The organism is Mammaliicoccus sp. FSL K6-3158 (assembly GCF_038005105.1).
In the GTDB taxonomy this organism is placed as follows: Bacteria; Bacillota; Bacilli; order Staphylococcales; family Staphylococcaceae; genus Mammaliicoccus; species Mammaliicoccus sciuri.
Genome location: NZ_JBBOSL010000001.1, coordinates 1,157,629 through 1,183,867, shown reverse-complemented (window position 1 = coordinate 1,183,867; position 26,239 = coordinate 1,157,629). Strand labels below are relative to the sequence as shown.

Sequence of the window (26,239 nt, the reverse complement as noted above, 5' to 3'; positions counted from 1 at the left end):
TAAAAAACGAGACTGGCATCTTATTCACACATAAGTTACGCCTGTCTCGCTTTTAAATATACTTGATTATCCTAAGTTACCAAATTTCACAACGTCACGTGCGATCACAACTTCTTCGTCAGTTGGAATTACAATAACTTTTACTGGTGAATGTGGGTAGTTGATGAATGCTTCTTCTCCACGTAAACCTGTGTTTAAGCGTTGATCCCAATATACACCCATAAATTCTAATCCTTCTAATACTTTAGCACGAACTGTGTCAGAGTTTTCCCCTACACCAGCTGTAAATACAATTGCATCTAAGCCATGCATTCTTGTAGCATATGATCCCATATATTTATGGATTCTAGATGCGAATACATCTAATGCTAATTTAGCACGTTCGTTACCTTCGTTAGCGTCTTGCTCAATATCTCTTAAGTCACTTGATGAACCTGAGATACCAAGTAAACCTGATTCTTTATTAAGGATATTTAATACTTCTTCAGCATTTTTACCAGTTTTCTCCATGATATATGGAATTAAAGCTGGGTCAAGGTTACCTGAACGCGTACCCATTGTAACACCTGCTAATGGTGTGAAGCCCATTGAAGTATCAACTGATTTACCACCGTCAATTGCAGCAATAGAAGCACCATTACCGATATGACAAGAGATAATTCTTAATTGATCTAATGGACGATCTAATAATTCTGCTGCTCTTTCAGATACATATTTATGACTTGTACCATGGAAACCATATTTACGAATACCGAAATCTTTATAGAAGTTGTAAGGTAAGCTGTATAAATATGATTCTTCTGGCATTGTTTGGTGGAATGATGTATCGAATACTGCAACATGTGGGATACTTGGCAATAATTTTCTAAATGCTTTAATACCCATGATGTTTGCTGGGTTGTGTAAAGGCGCTAAATCAGTTAATGATTCGATTTTAGCTAATACATCTTCAGTAACAAGTGCTGATTCTGGGAATAATTCTCCGCCGTGAACAACACGATGTCCAGTACCTTGAATATCATTAATGTCTTCGATGATATTATGCTCTTTTAAAGCTTCAATCATGATGTTTACTGCAACTTCATGATTTTCAATATCTAATGTTCTTGTAATTTTTTCCCCGTTAACCGTAATTGTGAAAATTGAATTTTTCAACCCGATACGTTCGATTAATCCTTTTGTGATAACTTTTTCTTCAGGCATCTCAAATAATTGGAATTTTAAAGATGAGCTACCAGCATTAATTGCTATAATTTTTGTCATTTAGACTTCCTCCTGATAATACTATTCTATACTATTTAAACACTAATACAGTTATGAATCAAGCATTAATACAGTTTATAAAGAATGATTTTCTTTCATCCATTCATCTACTTCTGATAAAAACGTTTGCAATTGAGATTGTGCCTTGAAATCTGGTATATTTGCTAGCAATACTTCTACACTCTTAGTATTTCTAGGGTCTTTTTTCTGTAAAATCAATAGTGATTTACGTGATTGTTCTGTCTTGAATAATGAATTAGGAAAGTTTAAAAATGCTTGCATTTCTGTTTCTGTTGCAATATATTTTTGAAGCTGTTTCACTTCTTCGCCTTCAAAGATATTTGTTGGTACGATTAAGAATACATACCCACCCGGTCTAGTTGCTGTAACAGCTTGTTCTAATAATAAATAATGACTATAACTATGCCCTTCATCAAAGCCTAATATCATCTCTTTACTGCGTTCATCAACTGGATAATATCCTACTGGTAAATCGCCGACAATAACATCCGCTTCTTCTAAAGGTAGTGGCATAATGGCATCTTGTGGATACACATCAAATGGTATTTCTAAGAAGTTAGCTAAATGTATACTTACACGTTGTAATACAGGATCTACTTCAATCAAGTGGTGCATCAATGTCTTATCTTGATTTTGTTCGTTGATTGTTGCACTCAAATGTCCTGTACCACTTGCAATATCTACAATGTTTAATTCTGTTTTGTTTTTGTTAAATAAATTTACAAGATAGCTTAATATAAACCCAATAGAATCTGGCGTCATTTGATGATTGGGTTGAATCACTTCTTCTTTTAATAAACTTAAATAAGCAAATTGGAACGCTTTTCTTCGTTCTTGTAATGTTGATTGTTCTAAAAGATCTCTTTGGTTTGTATAAATGTCTTCCATAGCCAAACCAAGATTCTCTATATAACTTTGTCCATTCTCATCGTGGAGGTCTTTACTTTTTACATCAAGTTTTTCAAATAATACTTCCATCATATTCTTTTCTTCAGTCATAATTGCCCTCTTTCGTATAAAAAGCTGTCCACTAAATGGACAGCAGTTTATGGTTGTTAATTAGTCTAAATTTTTAAATGCTTCTAAAGCTTTGTCATAGTCAGGATGGTTTGTACCTTCACTCACTATTTCTGAATAAACAACTTTATTATCTTTGTCCAAAACAAATACTGAACGTGCTAATAAACGAAGTTCTTTCATGATAACACCATAGTTTTCACCAAAAGATAAATCACGGTGGTCACTTAATGTAATCACATTATCTAATCCTTCAGCTGCACACCATCTTTTTTGAGCAAATGGTAAGTCGTTAGAAATTGTTAAAACAACGCCATCTTGTTCATTTGCAGCTTCTTCATTAAATTTACGTGTTTGTTGACTGCACACGCCTGTATCTAAAGAAGGTACGGCACTAATAAGTTTCTTTTTACCTTCATAGTCTTTTAATGTCTTTTCAGATAGGTCATTTGCTAATACAGTAAAATCAGGTGCTACTGAACCTACTTTAACTTCCTCACCTAATATTGTAATTGGTTCATTCTTGAATGTAACTTGCGCCATAAAAAAAGCCTCCTTATTCTTGATAAATATATTTTATCATGATTAAAGAGACTTTAAAATTCTTTTGATTATAACTTAGTTATCCAATCACATTTTGTAAGTCTTTTCTCATTTGAACATATTTGTTTTTGAGAACGACTGTTTCACCAAAATAGTCATGAATACCTTTATGCTTTTTAGTAAATGCTACTACAATATATGGAATGCCTAATAGTGCACCAGAGATAATTCGCCCGATCCATTCTCTAAATAGAACATCCTTCAATTTAAGCGGTTGAGCATCTTCTCGATAGACACTTAAACCTAAGATCATCTTGCCTAGTGTTGCTTTAAAATAATACGTCATCAACACGAAATATAAATAAAATATTAAGGCACTTGCCATATTTTCAACACTGAAGTATGGCACCCATAGATAAGAATCATTGATATCTGTAAGTGCAAATATCGGACTTAACACAATACCTTTAAATCCTGCTAAAGCTAAGATATCGATGATATAAGCTAAAAATCGGACCCAGAATCCAGCAAATACGATGGATTTAATATCAGACATATATTTATTGACAGTACGCTCAATTTCACTTTGTTCACGTGTAGTAGCGACTTGTTCATAACTTGTTTCTGTCATTACAATCCCTCCTTATTCACCCTATAAATACATAGGTTGTGGTGATTTATTCGCTTTAATTAAGGCTTCATATTTAGTCATATCATCTAAACCTATCATAGAAGAAAGTTTACTTTTAGCAGCCATTGGGAAGTTTAAGAATCCACCTGATGTATCATATGTTACAACTTGTGCATTTTTCGATTTAATGTCACTTCTTAATGCTTTAATTGCATCATCTTCATAACCAATTTCATCAATTAAGCCATTTGATTTAGCTTGTTGTGCAGAATATATTCTACCATCAGCTAATTTCTTAACTTCTGATTCTGACATATGTCTACCATCTTTAATGACATTTACAAATTGTTTATAACTATCATCAATGATGGATTGCATGATGTCGCGTTCTTCTTTTGACATTTCTTTCATTGGATTCAAGATTTGTTTATGTTTACCAGAAGTAACAGATTCATCTTTCACACCTAAATCATTTGCAAGTTCTGAATAATTAATGCTTGAGATAATAACGCCAAGTGAACCTGTTAATGTTTGTGAACCTGCATAAATTTTGTCAGCTGGTGTTGAAATATAATATCCACCTGATGCTGCCATATTTTTCATTTGTACATAAACTTTTTTATCTTTAGCTTTAATTTCTTCTAATTTTTTATGTATTTCATCACTTTCATATGTTCCACCACCTGGTGAATTCACAACTAGAAGTACACCTTTAACTTGATCGTCTTTTTTAATTTTATCAAGTTGTTTTAAGAAGGATTCATGATTATACCCTCCTCCACTAAATAACGACTCTTGGACACCCGTATCTTGAATGGTACCATCTACTGATAATTTAACAATTTTACTACTACTATCACTACCAGATACGACAGACTCACTAATACCATCTGAATCTGTTACTGATTTTTTCCACGAATCGTCTAAAAATATGCCAACTGTGCTGACAACCATTCCACCTACAACTAAAACAGCTGCGATGATTATCGCTATAATTCGTTTAGACATAGTATCATCCTTTCTATTTTAAATATTTACATTTATAATAATAACAGACTTTAATAATAACTGTAACTTTTGGGAGGAATAAATTATGACTTCGTATAAACGTATTTATTTATTTAGTTCAAAAGACCGTGACGTATTGGCAACACGCGAAAAGATTCAGAATGAAATGGAACCACACGGATTTGAATTTGTTTCAAATTACGATGATGCAGATATTATTGCTTCAGTCGGAGGAGATGGGAGTTTCTTACAAGCTTGTAGAAAAACTAACTTTAATAAAGACAAAGTATATATTGGTATCAAAACACGACTAGACCAAAATTATTTATATGTTGATTTTAGTATTGATGACATTCCACATTTAGTAGAATCTATTGATTCTCATGAAGTAAGTGTCAGAAAATATCCTGTCCTAGAAGTAAACTTGAATAATCAAATGTCTTATATGTGTTTAAATGATTTTTACATTAAATCAAGTGTTATCAAACCGATGAAGATGGAAATATACATTGATGACGAATACTTCGAGGCATTCAACGGAGATGGTTTGTTAATATCAACACCAACAGGATCAACAGGATATAATAAATCATTAGACGGCGCAATTATTGACCCTAAAATTAGAAGCATGCAACTAACTGAAATCGCATCACTGAATAACAACAATTTTAGAACAGTGAGTAGTTCAGTAGTATTAGGTGATACAAGAACCCTTAAAATCATACTCGATAAAGAAGGAAACTACTATCCAATTATGGGACTAGATAATGAAGCATTAAGCATTCAAGAAACAGACTTTATATCACTTAGAATACAAGATAAATATATTCGAACACTGAAATTACCTCAAAATTCATTCTGGAGTAAAGTTCAAAGAAAATTCTTATAAAAATAAGTAACAATCCCATAAATTAAAACACCTTAGCGCCTATGCGCTGAGGTGTTTTTTACATAAAGTGACTACTAATATAGTCATATAGATTTTTGAGTATTAACGTGATTGTTACAACAATAAATAATACTTTGACGTATGATACGCCTTTTTTAATAGCAAACGTAACACCTAAATACGAACCGATTACCATAGATACTGCCATACTTAATCCATAGATATAATTGACATGTCCTAAAACCATAAATAACAGCAATGCACCTATGTTAGAAGCAAAATTTAAAAATTTAGCATTCCCTGCTGCGTGTAAATAATCAAGGCCGATTATTAATAAAGCAAATAGGAAAAATGATCCTGTTCCGCCTCCGAGAAATCCATCATAATATCCAATTACCGTTACACCAATAATAAACAAGATTGCTTTTTTAAGTGACAATTTCTTGTATCGATTAATGTCTCCCCAATCTTTTTTTACAATTGAGTATATGGTTACAAGTGCCAATATAATAATTGCTAATGGCTTTAAATATTCTGGTGGTAAATATGTAGCAGTAATCGCACCGAATATCGAACCTACAAAGGATAATGGAAATAACTTACCTACAATATCGAAATCTACTTTCTTTGCTCTTATAAATTTCATCGTACTCGTAAATGAACCGAATGAACTTGCTAATTTATTCGTACCTAGAGCTGTGGCTGGATCCATTCCTACTGCTAGTAATGCAGGTAAAGAAATCAATCCTCCTCCACCTACAACTGAATCGATAAACGCTGCAATTAAACCAAACAATATAATGATTAATAATATATTTAAATCAAACTCCATATGGATATCTCCTCTACTTTAATGATAACGACATCCCAACGTTCGTATTAAAGTAGTTCATCCATCCATTCTTCTTTTTGTTGATTCAAATCATCGTGCTTAGAAATTGTAAGTGTTTCTATATTTTTAACCGCTTCATCAATTAGTGGACCAAAATCAAATTTTGATTCAAAATATTCCACTTTTTCTAGTTTAGGATTTGTCTTTGGATTTTTTGGTGTAAATATCGTACAACAATCCTCAAATGGTTGAATTGATAAATCAAATGTATTAATTGCTTTCGCCTTTTTAACGATATCTTCTTTATCAAATGTAAGTAATGGACGTAATATCGGCATTGATGTTACGCTGTTAATGGCATACATACTGCCTAAAGTTTGGCTCGCTACTTGCCCTAAATTCTCACCATTTACAATAGCGTGTGCACCGATTTCATGTGCTACTTTCTCAGTAACTCTTAACATCATTCTTCTTGTACTTGTCATTGTAAAGCTTTCTTCAACGACTTTATGAATTTGCTTTTGGAGTTCTGTAAAAGGTACAATGTGCAATTTGATGTCGCCTGTTAAATGTGCAAGTTGTTTTGTTAAATCAATTACTTTTTGTTTAGCTTGTTCACTTGTATATGGCGGACTATGAAAATGAATAGCTTCAATTGTCACGCCTCGTTTCATCACTTCCATACCTGCTACTGGTGAATCTATTCCACCTGAAAGCATAAGTAACGTTTTACCACCTGTTCCTACAGGTAATCCACCAGCGCCTTCAAGTACGCGATTGTACATATAAATAGCGTCTTTACGAACTTCTACTTTTATTTTATGATCTGGTTGTTTTACATTTACTGTTATGTGATCAGTATTTTGAAGTACATGACCACCTAATTCTTGTTGCAATTGAAAAGTATCAAGTTCAAAAGTTTTATCTGCACGTTTGACGTCAATTTTGAAAGTGTCACCATCATTAAAATCATGCGCAAACTTTAAGGCAACTTCTTTCATTAAATCTAAATCTTTTTCAATTCGAACTACTGGACTTACAGAGTGTACGCCAAACACAGTTTGAATTCTGCTCATCATTTCTTCAATGTCAGAACCTTCGTGTACATCTATATACATACGGTCACGATTTGCACGTACTTTGTAACCTTGAAGTGGCATTAATCGGCTCTTGATGTTTGCTTTTAATTTATTCACAAACATATTTCTATTACCTGTTTTTAAAGTCAGTTCTCCGTATCTCACTAAAATGTGATCATAATACATATTTTATTAACTCCTTTACCTCTTTATATACTTTATCAAAGGCATCTTTAAAACGTTCTATTTCTTCATTCGTTAAATCTGGTGCAATACTTATTCTTATACTTCCTTCAATAACAAGGTTGCTTAATCCCATTGCTTTTAACGTTTCATTATGAGAACTTTTCTTTGACGAACATGCACTCGTTGTAGACAAATAAATTTCATATTTAGAAAATGCATTGACTAATACTTCACCTTTAACACCTGGAAAAGAAATATTTAATATATATGGTGCTGCATCGATTGGTGAATTAATCAAGACACCTTTATATTGTGCTACAAACGCTCTAATTTCTCTACCTCTTTGACTTAATGCTTGAGCATTATCTTCCATACGATCGTTCATTATTCTCATCGCTTTTGCTAATGCAATATTGACAGGTGCATTAACTGTACCGCTTCTTAAACCTTGCTCTTGTCCGCCACCAAATATAATTTGTTTAATCGATTTAATTTGTTTAATCGCCAAAATACCTGAACCTTTTAATCCATGGAATTTATGTGCGCTTAAACTATAACTATCTGCTAAATTAATATCTAATGGTACTTTCCCAAAACCTTGTACACCATCTACATGAAAATGCACTTTTGGATATTCTTCTAAAATTCGACTAATTTCTTCAATCGGTTGAATTTGCCCCATTACATTATTGACATGCATACATGTTACAAGTACAACATCATCGTTAAGCAATTCTTGTAAAGATGATATATCTAATTTCCCATCCTTAGTCGTTTTAATATATTTCAAATTAAAACCTTCGTCCTCTAAGCCTCTCATCGTTTCAAGAACTGACGGATGTTCCATTTTAGTTGTTAGGATTGTATTACCAAATCTCTTTTTCGCTTTTGCCATCCCTTGAAGTGCTATATTATTCGATTCAGTAGCACCACTTGTAAATATAATATTGAATGGATCATTTAAATTTAAATATTGTTTAACATTTTCTCTTGCTTTATCAAGTAAATGAGCAATCTTTATGCCAGCAGAGTGAGGACTATTTGGATTGAAAAAATATTGTTGATTCATTTGTGTATATGTTTGAATAACATCCTCATCAGGCTTTGTCGTTGCAGCATTATCAAGATATATCATACTGTCACCTCTTTTTTTCATTATATAATAATACCACAAGTCATTTCGTATAGATATACTAATTGACTTAGAAAAAACATCCACTAACTCAGAAAAAATAAAGGCAAAGACATTTGCCATGTCTTTGCCTTTATAACGTTCTTATCGTTTATTTACATCTTCTTCTATTTTTTCACTGATACCAGGCTCAACTTTTTCAAGCGCTGCTTCTGCTATTTCAATAGCACGTTTGTATCTATTGTTAGCAAATAGTCTTTCTGCTTCATTGAGACTCTTATTCAGTTCATTATTTTCTTTTCTATATCTATTACCATATTGAATTAATGTTTCAGCATGAACAGCATTAATAAGTACATCTGTTGTTTCATCTTCAAATTTATTCATTTGAAGTACAATGTTACTCACTTTATCTTTTACATATTGTACATTAATAGGTCTTTGACTAAAGATTTTATTCACTTCACGAATTTCGTGATCAATTTCATTTTTCATAATGATAAATCTTTCAGGTACACTTGGTAAATTTGATGCTAATAAATTTCTATATATTTCTTCTTTCTTAGATTGAACACGTAATGTATTTTGTTGAGCTGTAGCTTCGTCTTCTCTAAGAGAAACTAAATGATTTTGTATTTTTTGTTGATTATCATTAATAACTTTAACATGTTCTTCTATATATAGAAGATTATCTTCAACTTCACTATAGCGTACGTTTGTTTTAGCCATTTCACCTAAAATTTCATCGTATACGCTGATTAAGTTTTGAATTTCATTCTCGTACTGTCTTACTTTATGTACATCTTCTTCAGAAATATAATAGTTCTCTTTAACATATTCAATTTCTGTTTGAAGTGTGTAGTTCATATCTTTAGCATGGAATAATTCATCTGTAATAATTTCTTTAGATTGTTCGACAGTATTTTTAGATTTTACTTCATGTTCGATTAAATCATACATATCATCTAAAGAATCATTAATTTCATTAATAATGCTTTCAGCTTTCGTTAATTCTAATCTTCCAATCAATGGTTCAACTAAATTTAATTTACCACGTAAAGTTTGTAGCGTGCCTTCCACTTTAACATGTTCTAGGTTGTAACCTTCAACTTTTAAATCTCTACATCCAAATTTCAAGTCTTGGAATTGACCTGGTAATTCTTTTTGTACATCTTTGATCAATAATGGAATTTCATTCATATCTTCTTGCATACGTTTCATATCCGTATTAAGTTGATCAATATGACCACTTGCTTTAATGTAGTGTCCATCTTCAACAAGTTCTTCATATTGTTCAATTCTAGGTAGAAAAGCTTCGATGTTTTTTTCGATTAGTTCAGCAGCATCCCCAAACTGGTGTCTATTCGCTAATACTTCTCTCTTCGTTTCTCTATAAATCTGTTTAGATTCATCGTATAGTTTGTCGCTTGTTTCCACTGTTGTCATTAATTCTGTAACACTCTGAGTTAAGCGCGTATATTTCTTTTCTATACCATCCATTATTTTGTTAGCATCTGCAATACTTTCTTCAGATTGTGAGAACTTAAATTTATCAAGTTCTGCATCAGCATCGTGAATTTTAGCATCTACAACTTTTAAATCTTCTTGTAAAACAGTTTGCCATTCTCTCTTAAATTGGTCATACTTGTCTTTAGCTTCACCATGGATATTTAATTTTTTAAGCTTAGCTAATTCATCTTGAAAAGGTAATTGCTTAATTTTTTGCTTACGCTGCTCAGTCTCAGTAATCAAATTTCGCTTTGATGTACGCAACCATAACATTATACCAATACCAATTAATATAATGATTATAACTGCAAGTGTTATATAAATTGCCATTATGTATTCTCCTCCTAAATCGTTCTCTTTATTATAACGTAAAATATATATCCAACAAACCTTTTTCTATGCAAAACATATTCAAAATCATAAAATAGTAATATAATTCAAATAAATATTGAAATGAGGAATAAAAATGTCAGAACAACAACTAGATTATTCATTACTCAACCGCCAATTAGATGGTTTATTATCAGGAGAACAAGATTTAATTGCTAATTTAAGTAATGCATCTGCGTTCATCAACCAATTCTTACCAAACATCAACTGGGTTGGGTTTTATCTTATTAAAAATAATGCCTTAAAACTTGGTCCATTTCAAGGATTACCTGCTTGTGTAGACATTGAAATTGGTAAAGGCGTTTGTGGAACAGCTGTTGCCGAAAAGCAATCACAACTTATTGAAGATGTTAATCAATTCCCTGGACATATTGCATGTGATGCTAATAGCCAATCAGAAATCGTTATACCTATATACTATAACAAAGAAATCATCGGTGTGTTAGATATAGATGCACCTGTTAAATCAAGATTTAATCAAACTGATCTTGAAGGGTTAGAATTACTTGTCAAAACACTTGAAAAGCATATCCATCTTTAAAAATATAAATTGACATGAACTAAACAAAAATGTATAATAGCTTTTGTGTGAATTAACGAAAGTAGCAGTTAAATATTGTAAGGCTCTATGTTATTCCCAAAGAAGGCGTGTTGTGTAACCGCGGCTGCAAGGTGAAGGCACACAAATATAACATATCCCTATGAGCATTTAGCATTCTTTCTTGTTTCTTCATAACAATCAAACAAGAAAAAGGAGGAACTTCAAAATGGCAAGATTTAGAGGTTCAAACTGGAAAAAATCACGTCGTTTAGGTATTTCATTAAGCGGCACAGGTAAAGAATTAGAAAAACGTCCTTACGTACCAGGACAACATGGTCCAACTCAACGTAAAAAATTATCTGAGTATGGTCTTCAATTACAAGAGAAACAAAAATTACGTTACATGTACGGAATCAACGAACGTCAATTCCGCACTATTTTCGATAAAGCTGGTAACATGAAAGGTATCCACGGTGATAACTTCATGGCGCTATTAGCTTCACGTTTAGACGCAGTTGTTTACCAATTAGGTTTAGCTCGTACTCGTCGTCAAGCACGTCAATTAGTTAACCACGGTCATATTACTGTAGATGGCGCTCGTGTTGATATCCCATCTTACACTTTAAAACCTGGTCAAACTATCAGTGTTCGTGAAAAATCACAAAAATTAAACATCGTATTAGAATCAGTTGAATTAAGTCATCACGTTCCTGATTACTTATCATTCGATGCTGACAAATTAGAAGGTACTTTCGTACGCGTTCCAGAACGTAGCGAATTATCTGCTGAAATCAATGAACAATTAATCGTTGAGTACTACTCTCGTTAATCTTTGTTCAAACAAAACCACTTTCATTTCGAAAGTGGTTTTTTATTTTTAATTTATGACTTCATCCATTCATCTAGTATATGTGCATAATCCGATATTAAACCATCAACACCCATGGCTAACATTTTTTGAGCCGTATGTTTATCATTAATCGTATATGGCAGTATCTTAAGATGCGATGCATGTGCAGCTTTTACAAATCTTCTCGTGACAATTTTATAATTCGGATTAATATAGTTTGCATACTCCCCTATTTTCTTAATTGCCCTTCTACTTATAAAACGATCTTTCTTCTTAATTAAGACACCTAATTCTATTTCAGGCCATAAAATATTTATTTTTTGAATTGCATTTCTATTAAATGATTGAATCATAATTTGATTGTTCGAAATACCATGTTGTTTGATCATAGTAATGATACCCTCTTCGATGTTCGGATAATTTTCAGGTTGTTTAATTTCTATTAGAAGCTTTATATATGTGTCTTTTATTAATTTAAGTACATCTTGAAATAACGGAATTTGCTCTCCAGAATATGCTTCCCCTTTCCATTTACCGACATCATATTTTGTTAATGCTTCGTACGTTAATTTTCTGATGATCCCTTTTTCTTGTGAAGTACGGTTCGTCGTCGGATCATGAATAACAACAAGCTTACCATCTATTGTTCTATGTATATCTATTTCAAGAACGTCTATATTGAATTCTATTGCACGTTTAAAAGAAACCATTGTATTTTCTGGTGCTAAAGATGGAACACCTCTATGTGCAACTTTTAATTTACATTTTTGATTATACACATTCATTGTCTACTCCTTTAAAATCAGTCATACTATAGATTATACCCAAATATTTTTATTTATAGAAAGGAACATGATTATGACAACACATATTTTTAATTTAAAAGGAACATGGACAAAAGGTAGAAATGCTTCTGGCCATATAACTACTGATAACTTATCTACACGCGTATCAATTCCAGAAGTAATGGATGGTCCGGAAATCGGCACAAATCCCGATGAAATGCTACTTGGTGCAGCTTCAACTTGCTATATGATTACATTGGCAGCAATGATTGAACGCTCTGAAATTGATATCGAGAGAATTGAAGTGGCTTCTAAAGGTCATGTTGATGTAGAAAATGGTGTAATCACTTATAAAAAAATAGAACATTTCCCAATTATTTATTTATCTGAAGAACCGGATGAAAATTTACAAAAAAGATTAAATAGACTTGTTCAAAAAGCAGAGGAATCTTGTATGGTAACACGTGCTTTGGCTGGCAATGTTCAAGTTGTAGCAACTGGGGAAATAAGATTTTAATAATGAAAACGTTTTAATCAGAATTTTCTATAAATTCTCTATTATTTTACTATTTTCTTTGCTACAATATAGAACATAAATTCAGTAAGGAGTGTATATATATGTATCAGCATGATTCTTTATTACTCGCACCAGGTCCTACAACTGTTCCAAGGGAGATTTTAGAAAGTATGAATCAACCTATGACAGGACATAGAACAAAGGAATTTAGTCAAATTATTCATCAAGCATCAAGAGATTTACAAACAATTTTTGGGGCTAAACACCCTGTTGCTATTCTAACTTCATCAGGAACAAGTGCTCTTGAAGCAGCTATGGTTAATGTAGCGAATCCTGAAGATGATATTGTCATTATTGTTTCAGGCGCTTTTGGGGATAGGTTTAGAAAAATCGCGTCCTCTTATCCTTTTAAGGCACATATTTTTGAAGTTGAATGGGGAAAAGGTGTCGATATAAAAGAATTTGAAACATATTTAAACTCACTTAATGTTGATGTTAAAGCTGTATTTACTCAATTCTGTGAAACGTCTACTTCTGTTAAACATCCTATTAATGCTTTAGGTAAGTTAGTTAAACAATTTAATCCTGACATCTATTTTGTAGTGGATGGCGTTAGTATTATTGGAGCAGTAGAAGTAGATATGGAACAAGACAACATCGATGTTCTCGTTTCAGGTAGTCAAAAAGCAATCATGTTACCACCTGGGGCAGCATTTGTAGCATATAATGATAGAGCTATTGAAAGGTTTAAAGAAGTGAAAACTTCAAGATTTTATTTAGATTTAAATAAATACATAACTTCTTTAAACGATGATTCAACACCTTTCACACCTGCTGTATCACTTATTAGAGGTGTACAAACTTATTGTGATTTAATACAAAAAGAAAAATTTGAAAATACAATCAAAAGACATGAAGTATGTAAATCAGCTGTTCGAGAAAGTTTAAAAGCATTAGATATTGAACTATTAGTTGAAGATGAATTTGCATCACCTACTGTAACAGCTTTTGTACCAAATAAAAATGAAGTTAAGACGATTAAAGATGAATTACTTAATAGATTCAACATTACAATTGCTGGTGGTCAACAACACCTTAAAGGCACAATATTAAGGGTTGGTCACATGGGTAAAATCTCACCAAATGACATGTTGCAATTTATTAGTGCATTAGAAATTATACTTTCAGAAATACGTGAACAATCAGTACTTGGTAAAGGTGTTTCAAAATTCCAGGAGGTAGTTAATCAATATGTTTAAAGTAATTGTAGTCGATCCAATATCAGAAGAAGGTTTAAAAAGTTTAACAGATCATGAAAAATTCGAAATAGACATTAAAACTGGCTTGAGTGAATCAGAAATCGTTAACATTATCGGTGACTATGATGCTTTAATCGTAAGAAGCCAAACTCAAATCACACCCCCAATCCTAGACGCAGCGAAAAATCTTCGCGTTGTAGCTAGAGCTGGTGTTGGTGTTGATAATATTGATATCGATCACGCAACAAAACAAGGTATTCTTGTTATTAATGCGCCTGATGGAAACACTATTTCTGCAACAGAACATTCTATGGCAATGATTCTTTCTATGGCTCGAAATATTCCAGAAGCACATCGCTCCTTACAAGAAGGTAATTGGGATAGAAAAAAATATCGTGGTACTGAATTATACAAGAAGACACTCGGCGTAATTGGTGCAGGTAGAATAGGATTAGGTGTTGCGAAACGTGCTCAAAGTTTCGGCATGAATATTCTTGCATTTGATCCTTATTTATCTAGCGATGACGCGAAACGTTTAGAAATTACAAGAGCGACCGTAGACGAAATTGCTGAACAAGCAGATTTCATTACAGTACATACCCCTCTTACACCAAAGACTAAGGGACTTGTAAATGAAGACTTTTTCAATAAAGCGAAACCTAACTTACAAATTATCAATGTTGCCAGAGGTGGTATTATCGATGAAGATGCCTTAATTAAAGCACTTGATGAAGGTAAAATCGAAAAAGCTGCACTAGATGTATTTACTGAAGAACCGGCAAATAACACACCACTTACGCAACATGAAAAAATCATCGTAACACCACATCTTGGCGCTTCAACTATCGAAGCTCAAGAAAAAGTTGCAGTATCTGTTGCAAATGAAATCATTGATATTTTTGAAAATAATAACGTCTTACACGCTGTAAACGCACCACAAATGTCTGGTGAAGTTGAAGCAGAACTAAGACCTTTTGTAGAATTAAGTAGAACAACTGGTGAAGTTGGTATCCAACTATTTGAAAAAGGTCCAAGAGAATTAAAAATTAAATATCATGGTGAAATTGCATTAGATGATACAAGTTTAATTACAAGACAACTTGTTATGGGTGTCTTACAACAAGACTTAGGTGATCATGTTAATTTAATCAATGCACTCGTATTGTTAAATGAACAAGGCGTAACGTATCAAATCGAAAAAAATAGTAAAAAATATGGTTTCAGCAACTATATTGAATTAGAATTAGTGAACAAAGACCATTCTATTAAAATCGGTTCGACTGTATTAAATGGTTATGGACCTCGTATCGTAAGAATCAATGACTATCCTGTAGATTTCAAACCAGAAAAGCATATGTTACTTATCCATCATAATGATAGACCAGGTATCGTAGGTAAAATGGGACAAATCTTAGGAGAACATGGTATCAATATTGCTTCAATGCACTTAGGTAGACATTCTATCGGTGGAGAAGCATTAATGATATTATCAATTGACGACGAAGCATCAGATGAAACAATAAATGACTTATTTGCTATTGATGGCTTCCAAAGTATTAAAAAAGTCGAACTAAATAAACAACTATAAACAATCAACCACGTGTTAGCATTCATCTAACACGTGGTTTTTATTATACATAATTAACTTACAAATGCTTTAAGTACAAGTCTTGCTCGATTATTGTTCATTTCATGAATATCATAGTATGTTAAGATATGTAACCATATATCATTAATCAATTTTTCTTCAGATGATTTACCAATACTTCTCACTTTACCTACAATCCATAAAATAAATGATGTTAAAACAGTTTGGGATACGTCTTTCATATATTGCTGATCATGAGATATATCAGATTGCTTTATATCATTAATCAGACTATAAACTTCTTTACCAACTAAAAATTCTTTAGGACTCGTATCAATCACAATCTTTAGTTCGTCGACAGTGTGTGCTTTATAAAGTGTCCCCTTTTCGTTAATTTGTCGTAATTCATTTCTAGTATTGTCATAGCTTAAATTAAGGAATTGAGCAATCTCTTTAATTAATTCTTCACTATACGAATTAGGATCTTGCTTATTGAGTTTAGAAATTTTCTTATGTGAGAATCCAGTTTGCCTCATAAAATGGTTTCTATCAGCATCATGATTTTTAAGTAAAATATCAATATACATTATTCCAACTCCCATTTGTTTTTCAAAATTTTATTCACACTTCTATTATACAATATTTGTAAGTAAATATTGTAATAAAATCTTATAAATTATTTATTTATCAAAAAAACCCACAAATCATCAAAGATTTGTGGGATGTTAAATTTATAATAATACGTTTCTAATATCTAATATATTATCTACAATATAATCAGCATGGTAATCTTCTAGCTCTGTTCTTGCTGACTGACCTTTTAATCCAGTAAGTGTGCCTATAAATGTTGCACCTGTTTTTTGTGCACTTAATAAATCAGCTAATGAATCACCTACTATATATATATCTTGCTCACTAAACACCTGTTCTTGTTCTTTAATATAAGTTAAATAGTTCTCTGGGTCATTTCCACCATTCGCTATTAAATAACTAAACGGATTTGGTTTACCGAGTGGTTTGAATTCAGGATATGTTGTTTCTGCTTTAAGAACTTCTGATGCTGTTCCTATATGGAATTCATCAAATTGCTTTAACCAACCGATTGTTTCAAATGGAACGATTGTTTCTGTTCTTGGTCTACCTGTAGCAATACCGATTTGATATCCTACTTCTTTCAAATCTTCTAGCAATTGAGTCACTTCATCCACATTTGCTAACACTACTTCTTCTTTTATATAACCATTTTTAAAAGTTGTACGTGGTGTCTTATGTTCAACTTCTTGATATAACTCAGTACCTAAGTACCATTCTTGATAAACTTCTTGCGCAACATCCCAGAACTTACTTTTCAGTTCAAAAATTGAAGCATCTTCTACATTGAGTTCTTCTTGCGCAAAAGCGATAAGATCATGATAAATATTTTCTTTACCGGAAGTCGCTTTAGATAAAAATCGGCGAGGTGTTTCTATATTGATCTCTTGGCCTACTATTTGTTGAGCATAATTTTTCAAAGTATTGTCGTCAAAGTTAACGTTACTCAAGTCTAGATTTTTAGCTTTTGCTTGCTTTAACAATTCAATTAAATGTGTACTAATCACAATAAAAAGCATATCCCAGTTAGAATTTAAACCTAAAGACTTAAGTTCATTCAGAATTTGATCATCAATAAATATGTCTTTTCTAATTTGTTTAATATCTTGTTCGTCTAATGTTTCTATGTCTACTGTTCCTTTTAAGTTTAAAAAAGCTTCACTATATAAAATTTCATAAACTGTTAAAGCAGAAACATCAAAACATCTTTCTTCACTTAAAAAAACACCGTCTACATCAAATAATACTTGTTTCATATTATGCCTCCATTTTTTGAACATTCTGATTATAATTTTAGCATAGATTATTACCGAATACAGTAGTATTACAACATAAGATAAATGAAAACGTTTTACTTTAAAATGCAAAAAATCTTACAAGCAAATGGTCGCTTGTAAGATTTTTTAATATTATTTTTGTCTAGATTTATGAGCAATATATGTTACTTCTTTTTGTAAAGTATTCGTTCTTTCTTCTAATAAAGTCATAATTTTAGCTATTTTTTCACTTTTCTTTAAATCACTTGGTAAGTCTTTTGGATCAATCGGCTCTCCAAATTTAATAAAGGACTTTTGTCTAAAACCAAAAATTGATTTAACTTGTTTAGGGCCTTCAAAAGCAGCTGGTACAATTGGTTTATTACTTAATACAGCAATCGTAGCTGCCCCTCTTTTCAATGGTGCCTCTCCTGTTTCTGCTCTATGACCAGATGGGAATATACCAACACTTTTACCTTCTTTTAATAATTTAACCGGTATTTTTAATGTACTTGGACCTGGGTTTTCTCTATCAACTGGAAATGCATTCAATGAATGAAAGAACTTATCTGACCAGTCTTTCGAAAATAATTCCTTTTTTGCCATATAATTAATTTCTGTAGGATATAAACTTAAAGCTAACATGATAACTTCTACATATCCTGTATGTGTACATGTAACGATATAAGGTTCATCAGGAACTTTTTCTTTATTGATTGCTACAATTTGTTTCCCGAATTTTTGAAAAATAGTATATAAAACAGTACTCGCAAATTTATACATTTAATGACCACTCTCTTCTTAATGATATACATATTCTATCATTGTCGTACTTGTGGAACAAGTTTTCATACAAAATATTGTAACAATTTAAAACAACCATATCATTAGCTTTTTAAAGGAATTTCTATAATAATTATTTTATGGACAGTGTTTAAGGAGGCAATACAATGGATCAAAATCAAAATGAGGATCAACAAAATATTAATAAGACAACTTCAAATGGTTACTATTACAAACAAAAGAATAAAATCCCTTGGTATCAAAGTTGTCTTATCCCATTTATTTCTGGTATTTTAGGTGCGGTGTTAATACTCGTATTATATATCGGCGGGACTAAAATAGTAGATGTATTTAGCAATTATAATGATGAAGCAAACATTACTAAAGCACCTGCTAATGAAAAAGGTGGCAATATTAAAGATAATAAATCTAGCAACAAATCAGTTTCTAAAATGATTGAAGATGTTTCACCTTCAATTGTAGGTGTTATTAACAAACAAAAAGCAAGCGGACTCGAATCATTTTTCGGTGGTAACAACTCTGAGGATTCAAACGGGTCTGGTGATTCAGAAGAAACAGGTACAGGTACAGGCGTGATTTATCAATCTAATGGTAATAGTACATACATTGTAACGAACAACCATGTTATAGAAGGTGCAAATGAAATAGAGGTTCGCCTTCATAATGATAAATCAGTGAAAGCAAAACTTGTTGGTACAGATGTTATGACAGACTTAGCAGTATTAAAAATAGAAGGCAATTATAATATTAAACCAATTAAATTCGCAGATTCATCTAAAGTTAAAGCTGGAGAAACAGTATTTGCTCTAGGTAATCCATTAGGTGTCGAATTTGCAAACAGTGTGACACAAGGTATTATTTCGTCACAAGAACGTACGATGAATGTACAAACTTCTCAAGGTGTGACAGAAGCAACAGTAATTCAAACAGATGCTGCCATAAACCCAGGTAACTCAGGTGGTGCATTAATCGACTTAAACGGTAACCTTATCGGTATTAACTCAATGAAAATTTCAAGATCTGATGTAGAAGGTATCGGTTTTGCAATACCAAGTAATGAAGTAAACAATATCATTAAAGATATTATGGATGACGGTAAAGTTACACGACCTTATATCGGTATAAGCATGATCTCAATAGATGATATACCAAACCAATACAAAAAAGAATTAAATCTCACAACAGATAAAGGTGTTTACATTTCTGAAGTAGATAAAAAAGCAGACAACGGACTTAAAAAAGATGATGTCATCACTAAAGTAGACGATAAAGATGTATCAGACGTTTCTGATATTAAAAATTATATCTATAATGAGAAAAAACCTGGTGACAAAATCACAATCAAATACATTAGAGATGGTAAAACACATACAACAAAAATCACATTAAAAGAACAAAACTAAATTATATACCGCATGGGACAATGATAGAGTCCCATGCGGTTTTTAGATAGTTGCCAAAGTATTATGCTTTAGGTGTATTTTTTATGTGCTTCCATAGTTACAATTCGACCTACTTTTGTTACTATGGGCATCCTTAGTTACAATTCGACCTACTTTTGTTACTATGGCATGCGTTGTTTACATTTCCCACGACTTTTGTTACTAACGGCATTCTTATTAACATTTCAGCCGACTTTTGTAATCATATCTACTATTACATATACATAAACTCCATATAATAAAAAAAGCATGCAACATATCGAGTTGCATGCTTTTTCCATATACATATTACAAACTAAAATCCTCTTCCTGCGCCTCCGCCAGAGAAGCCGCCTCCTCCACCGAAGCCACCTCCGGAGAACCCGCCACCAGAACTACCTGATGAACCCCCAAAGATAAATGGTCCAGTCATACCGCGTCTTGTACCTCTTCTATTTCCACCTCTTGGAGGTCTACCGCCTCCATTTTTGAAGTAAATGATGAAGAATACAATAATAAATATGATAAAGATGATAAATGGTATTTTTCCTAACCCACTACTTTGTGGCTCGTCTTCAGTAAACTTCTTACCATCGTATCCGTAACTTTTAGCTACTTCATCCCACACTGCATCATATAAATTTGTTAAACCTTGACTGTAATAGGCATTTGCTTTTTTAGTATCTTTAGTTTGAGAAGCTTTCTTTTGATAAGGCATGAATTTAGAATCAATCAATTCCCCAACTTTAGAGTCGTTGAGCACACCTTCAAGTCCATCTCCAACTGCTATATCTATACCTCTATTATTGTTCTGATTACCGTTATCCATATTTAAAAGAATAACGATACCGCGATTATGCTTTTGGTCTCCAACTTTATAGTGTCGACCCGCTTCTAATGCATAATCTTGGCGAGGTGTTTGACCTATTGATTTCATCGTCATTAACAAGATATCTGCATCTGTTCCATCTTGTAATTTTTGACCCTTTTGATTAATTTTGTCTTTATCTTGATCAGTCATTAATTTAGCATGATCTTGTACAAATACAGGCTGTTCTAACTTAGGAAATTTATCATCAGCTGCATGAACGACATAACTTAGTGAAAAAAAGCTAACAATAAGCAAGACACAAAATCGTTTAAACATTAATTTCATTAAGATTCGTCTCCGCCAAAATCAACTTTTGGTGCGTCTTTAGCTTCACCTTTGGCTTGGAAGTATTCTTTTTTATCAAAATTAAACAATCCTGCTACGATACTAGAAGGGAATCTACGAGTAGCTTGATTATATTCATTAATAGATTCGTTATAATCTTTTCTAGCTACTGCGATTCTATTCTCAGTACCAGCTAATTCGTCTCTTAATCCTGTAAATTGCTTATCTGCTTTTAAATCTGGATAATTTTCACTGATAGCAAGTAAACGACTTAACGCACTATTAACTTCACCATTTGCTTCTGCTTTTTCTTCTGGCGTATTCGCACCTGCTAATTTGCTACGTGCATCTGATACATCTTTGAATACTTTTTCTTCGTGTTTCGTGTAACCTTTAACTGTATCAACTAAGTTAGGAATTAAGTCAACACGTCTTTGAAGTTGATTATCAATATTAGATAATGACTTATCCGCTTCTTCTTCAAGTCCAACTAATCTATTGTATGGACCGATCATAAATAAGCCAATAATAACAATTACTGCTACAACAACAATAATTGGTCCTAAATATTTTTTCATTAAATGTCTCCCTTTCTATTAATAAATAAATTGTCTTCTTTATTATACAATAAATACCATATGTATGCTAAAAAAGACTGAGACAAACATGGTTGCCTCAGTCTTAATAACTTATAAATATTAAACGTATTTAACCATTGTGTATTTCTTCTTACCTCTTCTTACAATTGTAAATTCGTCATCTATTTTATCTTCGCTTGAAATCTCATGGTTAACTTCTTGAATACGTTCACCGTTTAAGTATATTGCACCATTCGTAATATCTTCACGTGCTTGTCGTTTTGAAGGAGAAACGCCAGCTTCAATAATAAAGTCAACAAGTTGTACAGTTTCAGAACTTACTTCAGCTGTTGGAACATCTTTAAAACCTTCTACGATTTCTGATTTTGTTAAAGATTTAATATCTCCTTTAAATAATGCGTCTGTAATTCGTTTAGCTTCTTCAACTGCTTCTTCACCATGTATAAAGCCAACCATTTCTTCAGCTAATACTTTTTGAGCTTCTCTTAAATGAGGTGCTTCTTCAACTGTTTTTTCAAGTCTTTCAATTTCTTCTCTATCAAGGAAAGTAAAGTATTTCAAGTATTTTACAACATCAGCATCTTGTGAGTTAATCCAGAATTGGTATAACTCGTAAGCTGAGGTTTTACTTCTATCTAACCATACAGTACCTGATTCAGATTTACCGAATTTTTTACCATCTGCTTTCGTAACAAGTGGAATTGTGAAACCGTAAGCTTCAGTGTCACCGTACATTCTTCTCATTAAATCTAATCCTGTCGTGATGTTACCCCATTGGTCAGAACCACCGATTTGCATTTTACAATCGTAATTGCGGTTTAAGTATCCAAAATCAATGGCTTGTAAAATCATGTACGTAAACTCAGTGTATGAAATACCTGTTTCTAATCTCGTCTTAACAGAATCTTTCGCTAGCATGTAGTTTACACCTACGTGTTTAGCGTAATCTCTTAAGAATGAAATTAAGTCTATTTCTTTTAACCAATCTTTATTGTTAACAAGAATCGCTGAGTCTTCACCTTCAAAATCAAATATTTTATGCATTTGATTCATGATCCCTTTTACGTTAGCTTCAACTTGTTCATCAGTTTGTAATTTTCTTTCTTCTGAACGACCTGATGGGTCACCAATCATACCTGTACCACCACCGACTAAGACGATTGGTGTATGACCATGATTTTGGAAACGACGTAGTGTTAAATATGGTAATAAATGTCCAATGTGTAAACTATCAGCTGTAGGATCTGCACCACAATATATTTTAACTGACTCTCTATTTAATAAATCTTCAATTTCTTGTTCATCAGTTTGTTGATAAATTAAACCTCTCCATTTTAAATCTTCTAAAAGTTCATTTGTCATTATATTTTCCTCCTCTAAAATAGAATATAAAAAAGCACCCTCACAAAAATGTAAGGGTGCTTGAATACACGGTACCACCATACTTATGACGTACATTCATACATCATCACTCTTTAATGTTACGTACATTAATAACGTTGAACTTATTGTTATAAAGGTGTATTCATCATTATCACTTTATCAGTTCGCAGCACCACTGACTCTCTTAAAAAGAAAATAATCACTACTTCTCCTTTAGTTCATTACCATATGCAATTAATTACAAAGTATAATGCTAACTTTTTTAAAAGTCAACACTAAACATATATGTTATAATATTTATGATTAGATTGGAGGTAAAAATTTGAGTTCAAATCAGTCTAAAAACAAACTTAAAGAACAATTTAATCGTTCAAGTAAGAAATATAAAGATACTTTTAAAGAAACAAAATGGTCTCCAAAACTCATATTCCATACTACATACAATGTAATAAGCAATTTATTTTTCGTTATTGTATTTATTAGTTGTTTATTATTAGCTTTAGGATTGGGTATTGGCGGAGGATACTTCGCAGGACTTGTCAAAGATGAAAAAGTAATGTCTAAAAAAGAAATGAAGCAACAACTTTATTCAATGACAGAAAGTACATCTGTTTATTTTGGTTCTGGAGAGTCACTTGGTCGATTAAAAAGTGATGTCCAAAGGGATGTTATTAAAGGGAAAGACATAAGTAAGAATGTTAAAAATGCACTTATATCAACAGAAGATGAAGACTTCTATAACCATAATGGTATTGTACCAAAGGCTTTTATAAGAGCTTCTGTACAAGAAGTGCTTGGCAGTGCTAATTCTTCTGGCGGGAGTACATTAACGCAACAACTTGTTAAGAACCAACTTTTAACAAATGAAACATCATTTGAACGTAAAGCAAAAGAAATGCTACTTTCAATGAATGTTGAAAAGAACTTATCAAAAGAAGAAATTATTGATAGTTACTTGAACGTTGTTTCATTCGGTAGAAATTCAAATGGTTCTAATATAGCGGGTATTGAAGCTGCTGCTCAAGGTGTATTTGGTAAATCAGCTAAGAATTTAAACGTTGCACAATCAGCATATCTTGCTGGATTACCACAGAATCCTTACACATACACACCTTTCTTGCCTAATGGTGATTTGAAAGATGATGAATCCTTGAAATACGGCATCAATCGTCAACACTATGTTCTGAAAAGAATGTATCAAGAAGAAAAAATTACGAAAAAAGAATACGATGAAGCATTAAAATTCGACATCAAGAAATCATTTGTTGATAATGTTGAAGAACCTAATCAGAAATATCCATTCTTAACAGAAGAAGTAGAAAAACGTACTGTTGATATTCTTAAATATCATTTAGCTAAAGAAGATAATATTTCTAAGAAAGAACTTGATCAAACACCTGTTCTTATGACGAAATACACTGAAAAAGCTAATCAAGCTATGCGAACTGAAGGTTACCGTGTAGATACAACGATTGATAAAGATATGTATGACAAACTTCAAGAAGTTAAAGATAATTCTGGTAGCTACTCATGGGATAGAGAAGCAAGTTATACAAACAGTGAAGGTAAAAAAGCTTCTAAAGATTTCCAACATGAAGTCGGCGCATTATTAAAAGAAAACCAATCTGGTAAAATTCTAGCGTTCGTTGGTGGTAGAGATTACGAAAAATCACAAATCAATCACGCAACAAGTGCTAAACGTTCACCAGGTTCAACAATGAAACCATTACTCACATATGCGCCTGCATTTGAAAATGGATTAATCACACCAAACACTGCCCTACTAGATAAAAAATTCGACTTCCAAGGTTATTCTCCTGATAACTATGATAGAAGAGAATTTGGGCCGGTAACAGCAGATTATGCATTAAGAAACTCTTTAAACTTAAGTACTTTAAGATTGTATAGCAATGTTCAAGACTACAAACCATGGGAAAACTTAAATAAAATGGGTATGACCGTACCTAAAGATATCCAAGATGGTTTAGCTTTAACACTTGGTACAGCAGACTTCACGTTAGAACAAGATGTGAATGGTTACAGTACTTTAGCTAATAAAGGTGAATATAATGAAAGTTACATGATTGAATCTATTAAATCACGAGATGGCGAAGTGATTTATCAACACAAAAAAGATCCTAAGCGTATCTTTAGTGAATCAACAACATATTTAACAACAAGTATATTAGAAGGTGTTCTTGATGACGGTTCTGGTTACCAAATTAAGAATTCATTTGACGGTAACTGGGCTGGTAAAACAGGTACATCACAAGATGCTAAAGATAGCCTGTTTGTAGGATATACACCAAAAGTTACACTTGGTATATGGATGGGTTACGACCAACCAATAACATTTGATGAAGACAGTCATTATCAATTATTTATGTGGAGAGATATGGTTAATGCATTATCTTCTACAGATAGAGAAAAATTAGGATACGATAGTGAATTCTCTAGACCTAGCACAGTTAAAGAAGACACAATTTGCCAATACACAAATTCTACAGGAAGCTGTAGTAGTGGTGAATCTAAATCTTCTACATTAATATCTGATAAAGTCGATACTTCGAATAAAGATATTAATTCTGACTATGTATTAAAACGACTAGGACAAGCAATTGATACAAACACATCTTCAAAAGTTAAGCCAAAAGAACGCGTATCTAAAAATTCTAAAGAAGCTTGGTCATATAAATCAAGCAGTAATAAAGATAGTAATTCAAACAGCAATAGCAAGCCATCCAGTGGTACAAGCACCGCACCACCAAGTGGCAATAATTAGATAATTCGTTTATAACACCTCATTTTCAGTGAAAATGAGGTGTTATTTTTTGTTGGGTATGATTTAATGAAAGATTTGCCTTAGTTACATTTCGACCGAGTTTTGTTACTATGGACACCTTTATTTACACTTCGACCGACTTTTGTAATTAAAAACTCATTCTCTACATATCCCTAAATATTTTATAAACAAAGAAACTGTTGAGAC

The 26,239-nt window shown here is 32.3% G+C and carries 24 protein-coding genes and 1 other annotated feature; of the genes, 8 read left to right on the top strand and 16 right to left on the bottom strand.

From position 1 onward, the window contains the following. Positions 1-66 precede the first annotated feature (66 nt). The 5 genes from MHH94_RS05955 to sppA all read right to left on the bottom strand — a co-directional run bounded on the left by MHH94_RS05955 (position 67) and on the right by sppA (position 4,483). Positions 67-1,263, bottom strand: coding sequence for an acetate kinase (locus MHH94_RS05955; protein ID WP_058592045.1), 1,197 nt, complete (start codon positions 1,261-1,263; stop codon positions 67-69). A gap of 75 nt (positions 1,264-1,338) precedes the next feature. After that, complete coding sequence (locus MHH94_RS05950) at positions 1,339-2,283, bottom strand: class I SAM-dependent methyltransferase (RefSeq protein ID WP_058592044.1); 945 nt, start codon at positions 2,281-2,283, stop codon at positions 1,339-1,341. Positions 2,284-2,343: 60 nt separating this feature from the next. Further along, on the bottom strand, positions 2,344-2,844 hold the full coding sequence (gene tpx / locus MHH94_RS05945) for a thiol peroxidase (RefSeq protein WP_058592043.1): 501 nt from the start codon (positions 2,842-2,844) through the stop codon (positions 2,344-2,346). A gap of 79 nt (positions 2,845-2,923) precedes the next feature. Continuing rightward, positions 2,924-3,475 (bottom strand): RDD family protein, encoded by a 552-nt coding sequence (locus MHH94_RS05940; RefSeq protein WP_119469559.1) that lies wholly within the window; start codon positions 3,473-3,475, stop codon positions 2,924-2,926. Positions 3,476-3,496: 21 nt separating this feature from the next. Further along, positions 3,497-4,483, bottom strand: a complete 987-nt coding sequence (gene sppA, locus MHH94_RS05935) for a signal peptide peptidase SppA (protein ID WP_340840115.1) — start codon at positions 4,481-4,483, stop codon at positions 3,497-3,499. 85 nt (positions 4,484-4,568) lie between these two features. On the opposite strand from sppA, the gene MHH94_RS05930 reads away from it, so the two are divergent. After that, positions 4,569-5,372, top strand: coding sequence for an NAD kinase (locus MHH94_RS05930; RefSeq protein WP_058592040.1), 804 nt, complete (start codon positions 4,569-4,571; stop codon positions 5,370-5,372). A gap of 58 nt (positions 5,373-5,430) precedes the next feature. Here MHH94_RS05930 and MHH94_RS05925 read toward each other — a convergent pair whose 3' ends face one another. The 4 genes from MHH94_RS05925 to ezrA all read right to left on the bottom strand — a co-directional run bounded on the left by MHH94_RS05925 (position 5,431) and on the right by ezrA (position 10,440). After that, positions 5,431-6,204, bottom strand: coding sequence for a sulfite exporter TauE/SafE family protein (locus MHH94_RS05925; protein WP_058592039.1), 774 nt, complete (start codon positions 6,202-6,204; stop codon positions 5,431-5,433). A gap of 47 nt (positions 6,205-6,251) precedes the next feature. Then, positions 6,252-7,469: a tRNA uracil 4-sulfurtransferase ThiI gene (gene thiI / locus MHH94_RS05920; protein ID WP_058592038.1), complete on the bottom strand. Its 1,218-nt coding sequence runs from the start codon at positions 7,467-7,469 to the stop codon at positions 6,252-6,254. Next, positions 7,459-8,604 carry a cysteine desulfurase family protein gene (locus MHH94_RS05915; protein ID WP_106417906.1) on the bottom strand — a complete coding sequence of 382 codons (1,146 nt, stop codon included), beginning with the start codon at positions 8,602-8,604 and terminating at the stop codon, positions 7,459-7,461. Before MHH94_RS05915 ends, thiI begins: the two co-directional genes overlap by 11 nt. Before the next feature lie 141 nt (positions 8,605-8,745). Next, entirely contained in the window at positions 8,746-10,440 is a 1,695-nt protein-coding gene (gene ezrA / locus MHH94_RS05910; RefSeq protein WP_058592036.1) for a septation ring formation regulator EzrA, read from the bottom strand. Between the two features lie 136 nt (positions 10,441-10,576). On the opposite strand from ezrA, the gene MHH94_RS05905 reads away from it, so the two are divergent. Together MHH94_RS05905 and rpsD are read left to right on the top strand one after the other, a co-directional pair. After that, complete coding sequence (locus MHH94_RS05905; RefSeq protein WP_078355905.1) at positions 10,577-11,041, top strand: GAF domain-containing protein; 465 nt, start codon at positions 10,577-10,579, stop codon at positions 11,039-11,041. A 226-nt stretch (positions 11,042-11,267) separates the two neighbouring features. Then, a complete protein-coding gene (gene rpsD / locus MHH94_RS05900) occupies positions 11,268-11,870 on the top strand; it encodes a 30S ribosomal protein S4 (RefSeq protein ID WP_025905513.1) in 603 nt (200 codons plus the stop codon). A 53-nt stretch (positions 11,871-11,923) separates the two neighbouring features. Here the strand turns inward: rpsD and MHH94_RS05895 are convergent, their stop codons facing one another. Next, positions 11,924-12,676: a glycerophosphodiester phosphodiesterase gene (locus tag MHH94_RS05895; RefSeq protein ID WP_058592035.1), complete on the bottom strand. Its 753-nt coding sequence runs from the start codon at positions 12,674-12,676 to the stop codon at positions 11,924-11,926. 73 nt (positions 12,677-12,749) lie between these two features. Between MHH94_RS05895 and MHH94_RS05890 the strand changes: the two genes are divergently transcribed. The 3 genes from MHH94_RS05890 (at position 12,750) to serA (ending at position 16,040) form a co-directional block, all read left to right on the top strand. Further along, positions 12,750-13,193, top strand: a complete 444-nt coding sequence (locus MHH94_RS05890) for an SACOL1771 family peroxiredoxin (RefSeq protein WP_048539581.1) — start codon at positions 12,750-12,752, stop codon at positions 13,191-13,193. Positions 13,194-13,294: 101 nt separating this feature from the next. Continuing rightward, positions 13,295-14,452, top strand: coding sequence for a pyridoxal-phosphate-dependent aminotransferase family protein (locus tag MHH94_RS05885; protein ID WP_340840103.1), 1,158 nt, complete (start codon positions 13,295-13,297; stop codon positions 14,450-14,452). Further along, a complete protein-coding gene (gene serA / locus MHH94_RS05880) occupies positions 14,445-16,040 on the top strand; it encodes a phosphoglycerate dehydrogenase (RefSeq protein ID WP_048539579.1) in 1,596 nt (531 codons plus the stop codon). Before MHH94_RS05885 ends, serA begins: the two co-directional genes overlap by 8 nt. Before the next feature lie 53 nt (positions 16,041-16,093). On the opposite strand, the gene MHH94_RS05875 is transcribed toward serA, so the two are convergent. The 3 genes from MHH94_RS05875 to MHH94_RS05865 form a co-directional block, all read right to left on the bottom strand. Beyond that, positions 16,094-16,627: a helix-turn-helix domain-containing protein gene (locus MHH94_RS05875; RefSeq protein ID WP_232202285.1), complete on the bottom strand. Its 534-nt coding sequence runs from the start codon at positions 16,625-16,627 to the stop codon at positions 16,094-16,096. A 144-nt stretch (positions 16,628-16,771) separates the two neighbouring features. Next, entirely contained in the window at positions 16,772-17,887 is a 1,116-nt protein-coding gene (locus tag MHH94_RS05870; protein WP_243554575.1) for an HAD family hydrolase, read from the bottom strand. A gap of 153 nt (positions 17,888-18,040) precedes the next feature. Beyond that, positions 18,041-18,670, bottom strand: a complete 630-nt coding sequence (locus MHH94_RS05865; RefSeq protein WP_058592031.1) for a lysophospholipid acyltransferase family protein — start codon at positions 18,668-18,670, stop codon at positions 18,041-18,043. Positions 18,671-18,837: 167 nt separating this feature from the next. Between MHH94_RS05865 and MHH94_RS05860 the strand changes: the two genes are divergently transcribed. Next, positions 18,838-20,094: a S1C family serine protease gene (locus MHH94_RS05860; protein WP_107603550.1), complete on the top strand. Its 1,257-nt coding sequence runs from the start codon at positions 18,838-18,840 to the stop codon at positions 20,092-20,094. Positions 20,095-20,428: 334 nt separating this feature from the next. Here the strand turns inward: MHH94_RS05860 and MHH94_RS05855 are convergent, their stop codons facing one another. From MHH94_RS05855 to tyrS, 3 genes are all read right to left on the bottom strand, one after another. Further along, the gene (locus MHH94_RS05855) at positions 20,429-21,268 is read right to left on the bottom strand and encodes a TPM domain-containing protein (RefSeq protein WP_058592030.1); all 840 of its coding nucleotides are present in this window, start codon (positions 21,266-21,268) and stop codon (positions 20,429-20,431) included. Beyond that, on the bottom strand, positions 21,268-21,846 hold the full coding sequence (locus tag MHH94_RS05850) for a LemA family protein (protein ID WP_049318639.1): 579 nt from the start codon (positions 21,844-21,846) through the stop codon (positions 21,268-21,270). Before MHH94_RS05850 ends, MHH94_RS05855 begins: the two co-directional genes overlap by 1 nt. 120 nt (positions 21,847-21,966) lie before the next feature. Next, positions 21,967-23,229: a tyrosine--tRNA ligase gene (gene tyrS / locus MHH94_RS05845; protein ID WP_232157100.1), complete on the bottom strand. Its 1,263-nt coding sequence runs from the start codon at positions 23,227-23,229 to the stop codon at positions 21,967-21,969. A gap of 49 nt (positions 23,230-23,278) precedes the next feature. Then, positions 23,279-23,472, bottom strand: a binding site (T-box leader). 100 nt (positions 23,473-23,572) lie between these two features. Here tyrS and MHH94_RS05840 point away from each other — a divergent pair. After that, the gene (locus tag MHH94_RS05840; RefSeq protein WP_243554573.1) at positions 23,573-26,032 is read left to right on the top strand and encodes a transglycosylase domain-containing protein; all 2,460 of its coding nucleotides are present in this window, start codon (positions 23,573-23,575) and stop codon (positions 26,030-26,032) included. Positions 26,033-26,239 lie beyond the last annotated feature (207 nt).

Coding starts and splice junctions, on each gene's coding strand:
- MHH94_RS05940 (WP_119469559.1), bottom strand. CDS start 3,475: ATGACAGAAACAAGTTATGAACAAGTCGCTACTACACGTGAACAAAGT.
- MHH94_RS05850 (WP_049318639.1), bottom strand. CDS start 21,846: ATGAAAAAATATTTAGGACCAATTATTGTTGTTGTAGCAGTAATTGTT.
- MHH94_RS05955 (WP_058592045.1), bottom strand. CDS start 1,263: ATGACAAAAATTATAGCAATTAATGCTGGTAGCTCATCTTTAAAATTC.
- MHH94_RS05950 (WP_058592044.1), bottom strand. CDS start 2,283: ATGACTGAAGAAAAGAATATGATGGAAGTATTATTTGAAAAACTTGAT.
- MHH94_RS05860 (WP_107603550.1), top strand. CDS start 18,838: ATGGATCAAAATCAAAATGAGGATCAACAAAATATTAATAAGACAACT.
- MHH94_RS05925 (WP_058592039.1), bottom strand. CDS start 6,204: ATGGAGTTTGATTTAAATATATTATTAATCATTATATTGTTTGGTTTA.
- rpsD (WP_025905513.1), top strand. CDS start 11,268: ATGGCAAGATTTAGAGGTTCAAACTGGAAAAAATCACGTCGTTTAGGT.
- MHH94_RS05930 (WP_058592040.1), top strand. CDS start 4,569: ATGACTTCGTATAAACGTATTTATTTATTTAGTTCAAAAGACCGTGAC.
- MHH94_RS05875 (WP_232202285.1), bottom strand. CDS start 16,627: ATGTATATTGATATTTTACTTAAAAATCATGATGCTGATAGAAACCAT.
- MHH94_RS05885 (WP_340840103.1), top strand. CDS start 13,295: ATGTATCAGCATGATTCTTTATTACTCGCACCAGGTCCTACAACTGTT.
- MHH94_RS05890 (WP_048539581.1), top strand. CDS start 12,750: ATGACAACACATATTTTTAATTTAAAAGGAACATGGACAAAAGGTAGA.
- MHH94_RS05865 (WP_058592031.1), bottom strand. CDS start 18,670: ATGTATAAATTTGCGAGTACTGTTTTATATACTATTTTTCAAAAATTC.
- MHH94_RS05855 (WP_058592030.1), bottom strand. CDS start 21,268: ATGAAATTAATGTTTAAACGATTTTGTGTCTTGCTTATTGTTAGCTTT.
- MHH94_RS05905 (WP_078355905.1), top strand. CDS start 10,577: ATGTCAGAACAACAACTAGATTATTCATTACTCAACCGCCAATTAGAT.
- tpx (WP_058592043.1), bottom strand. CDS start 2,844: ATGGCGCAAGTTACATTCAAGAATGAACCAATTACAATATTAGGTGAG.
- sppA (WP_340840115.1), bottom strand. CDS start 4,483: ATGTCTAAACGAATTATAGCGATAATCATCGCAGCTGTTTTAGTTGTA.
- MHH94_RS05870 (WP_243554575.1), bottom strand. CDS start 17,887: ATGAAACAAGTATTATTTGATGTAGACGGTGTTTTTTTAAGTGAAGAA.
- MHH94_RS05895 (WP_058592035.1), bottom strand. CDS start 12,676: ATGAATGTGTATAATCAAAAATGTAAATTAAAAGTTGCACATAGAGGT.
- thiI (WP_058592038.1), bottom strand. CDS start 7,469: ATGTATTATGATCACATTTTAGTGAGATACGGAGAACTGACTTTAAAA.
- ezrA (WP_058592036.1), bottom strand. CDS start 10,440: ATGGCAATTTATATAACACTTGCAGTTATAATCATTATATTAATTGGT.
- serA (WP_048539579.1), top strand. CDS start 14,445: ATGTTTAAAGTAATTGTAGTCGATCCAATATCAGAAGAAGGTTTAAAA.
- tyrS (WP_232157100.1), bottom strand. CDS start 23,229: ATGACAAATGAACTTTTAGAAGATTTAAAATGGAGAGGTTTAATTTAT.
- MHH94_RS05915 (WP_106417906.1), bottom strand. CDS start 8,604: ATGATATATCTTGATAATGCTGCAACGACAAAGCCTGATGAGGATGTT.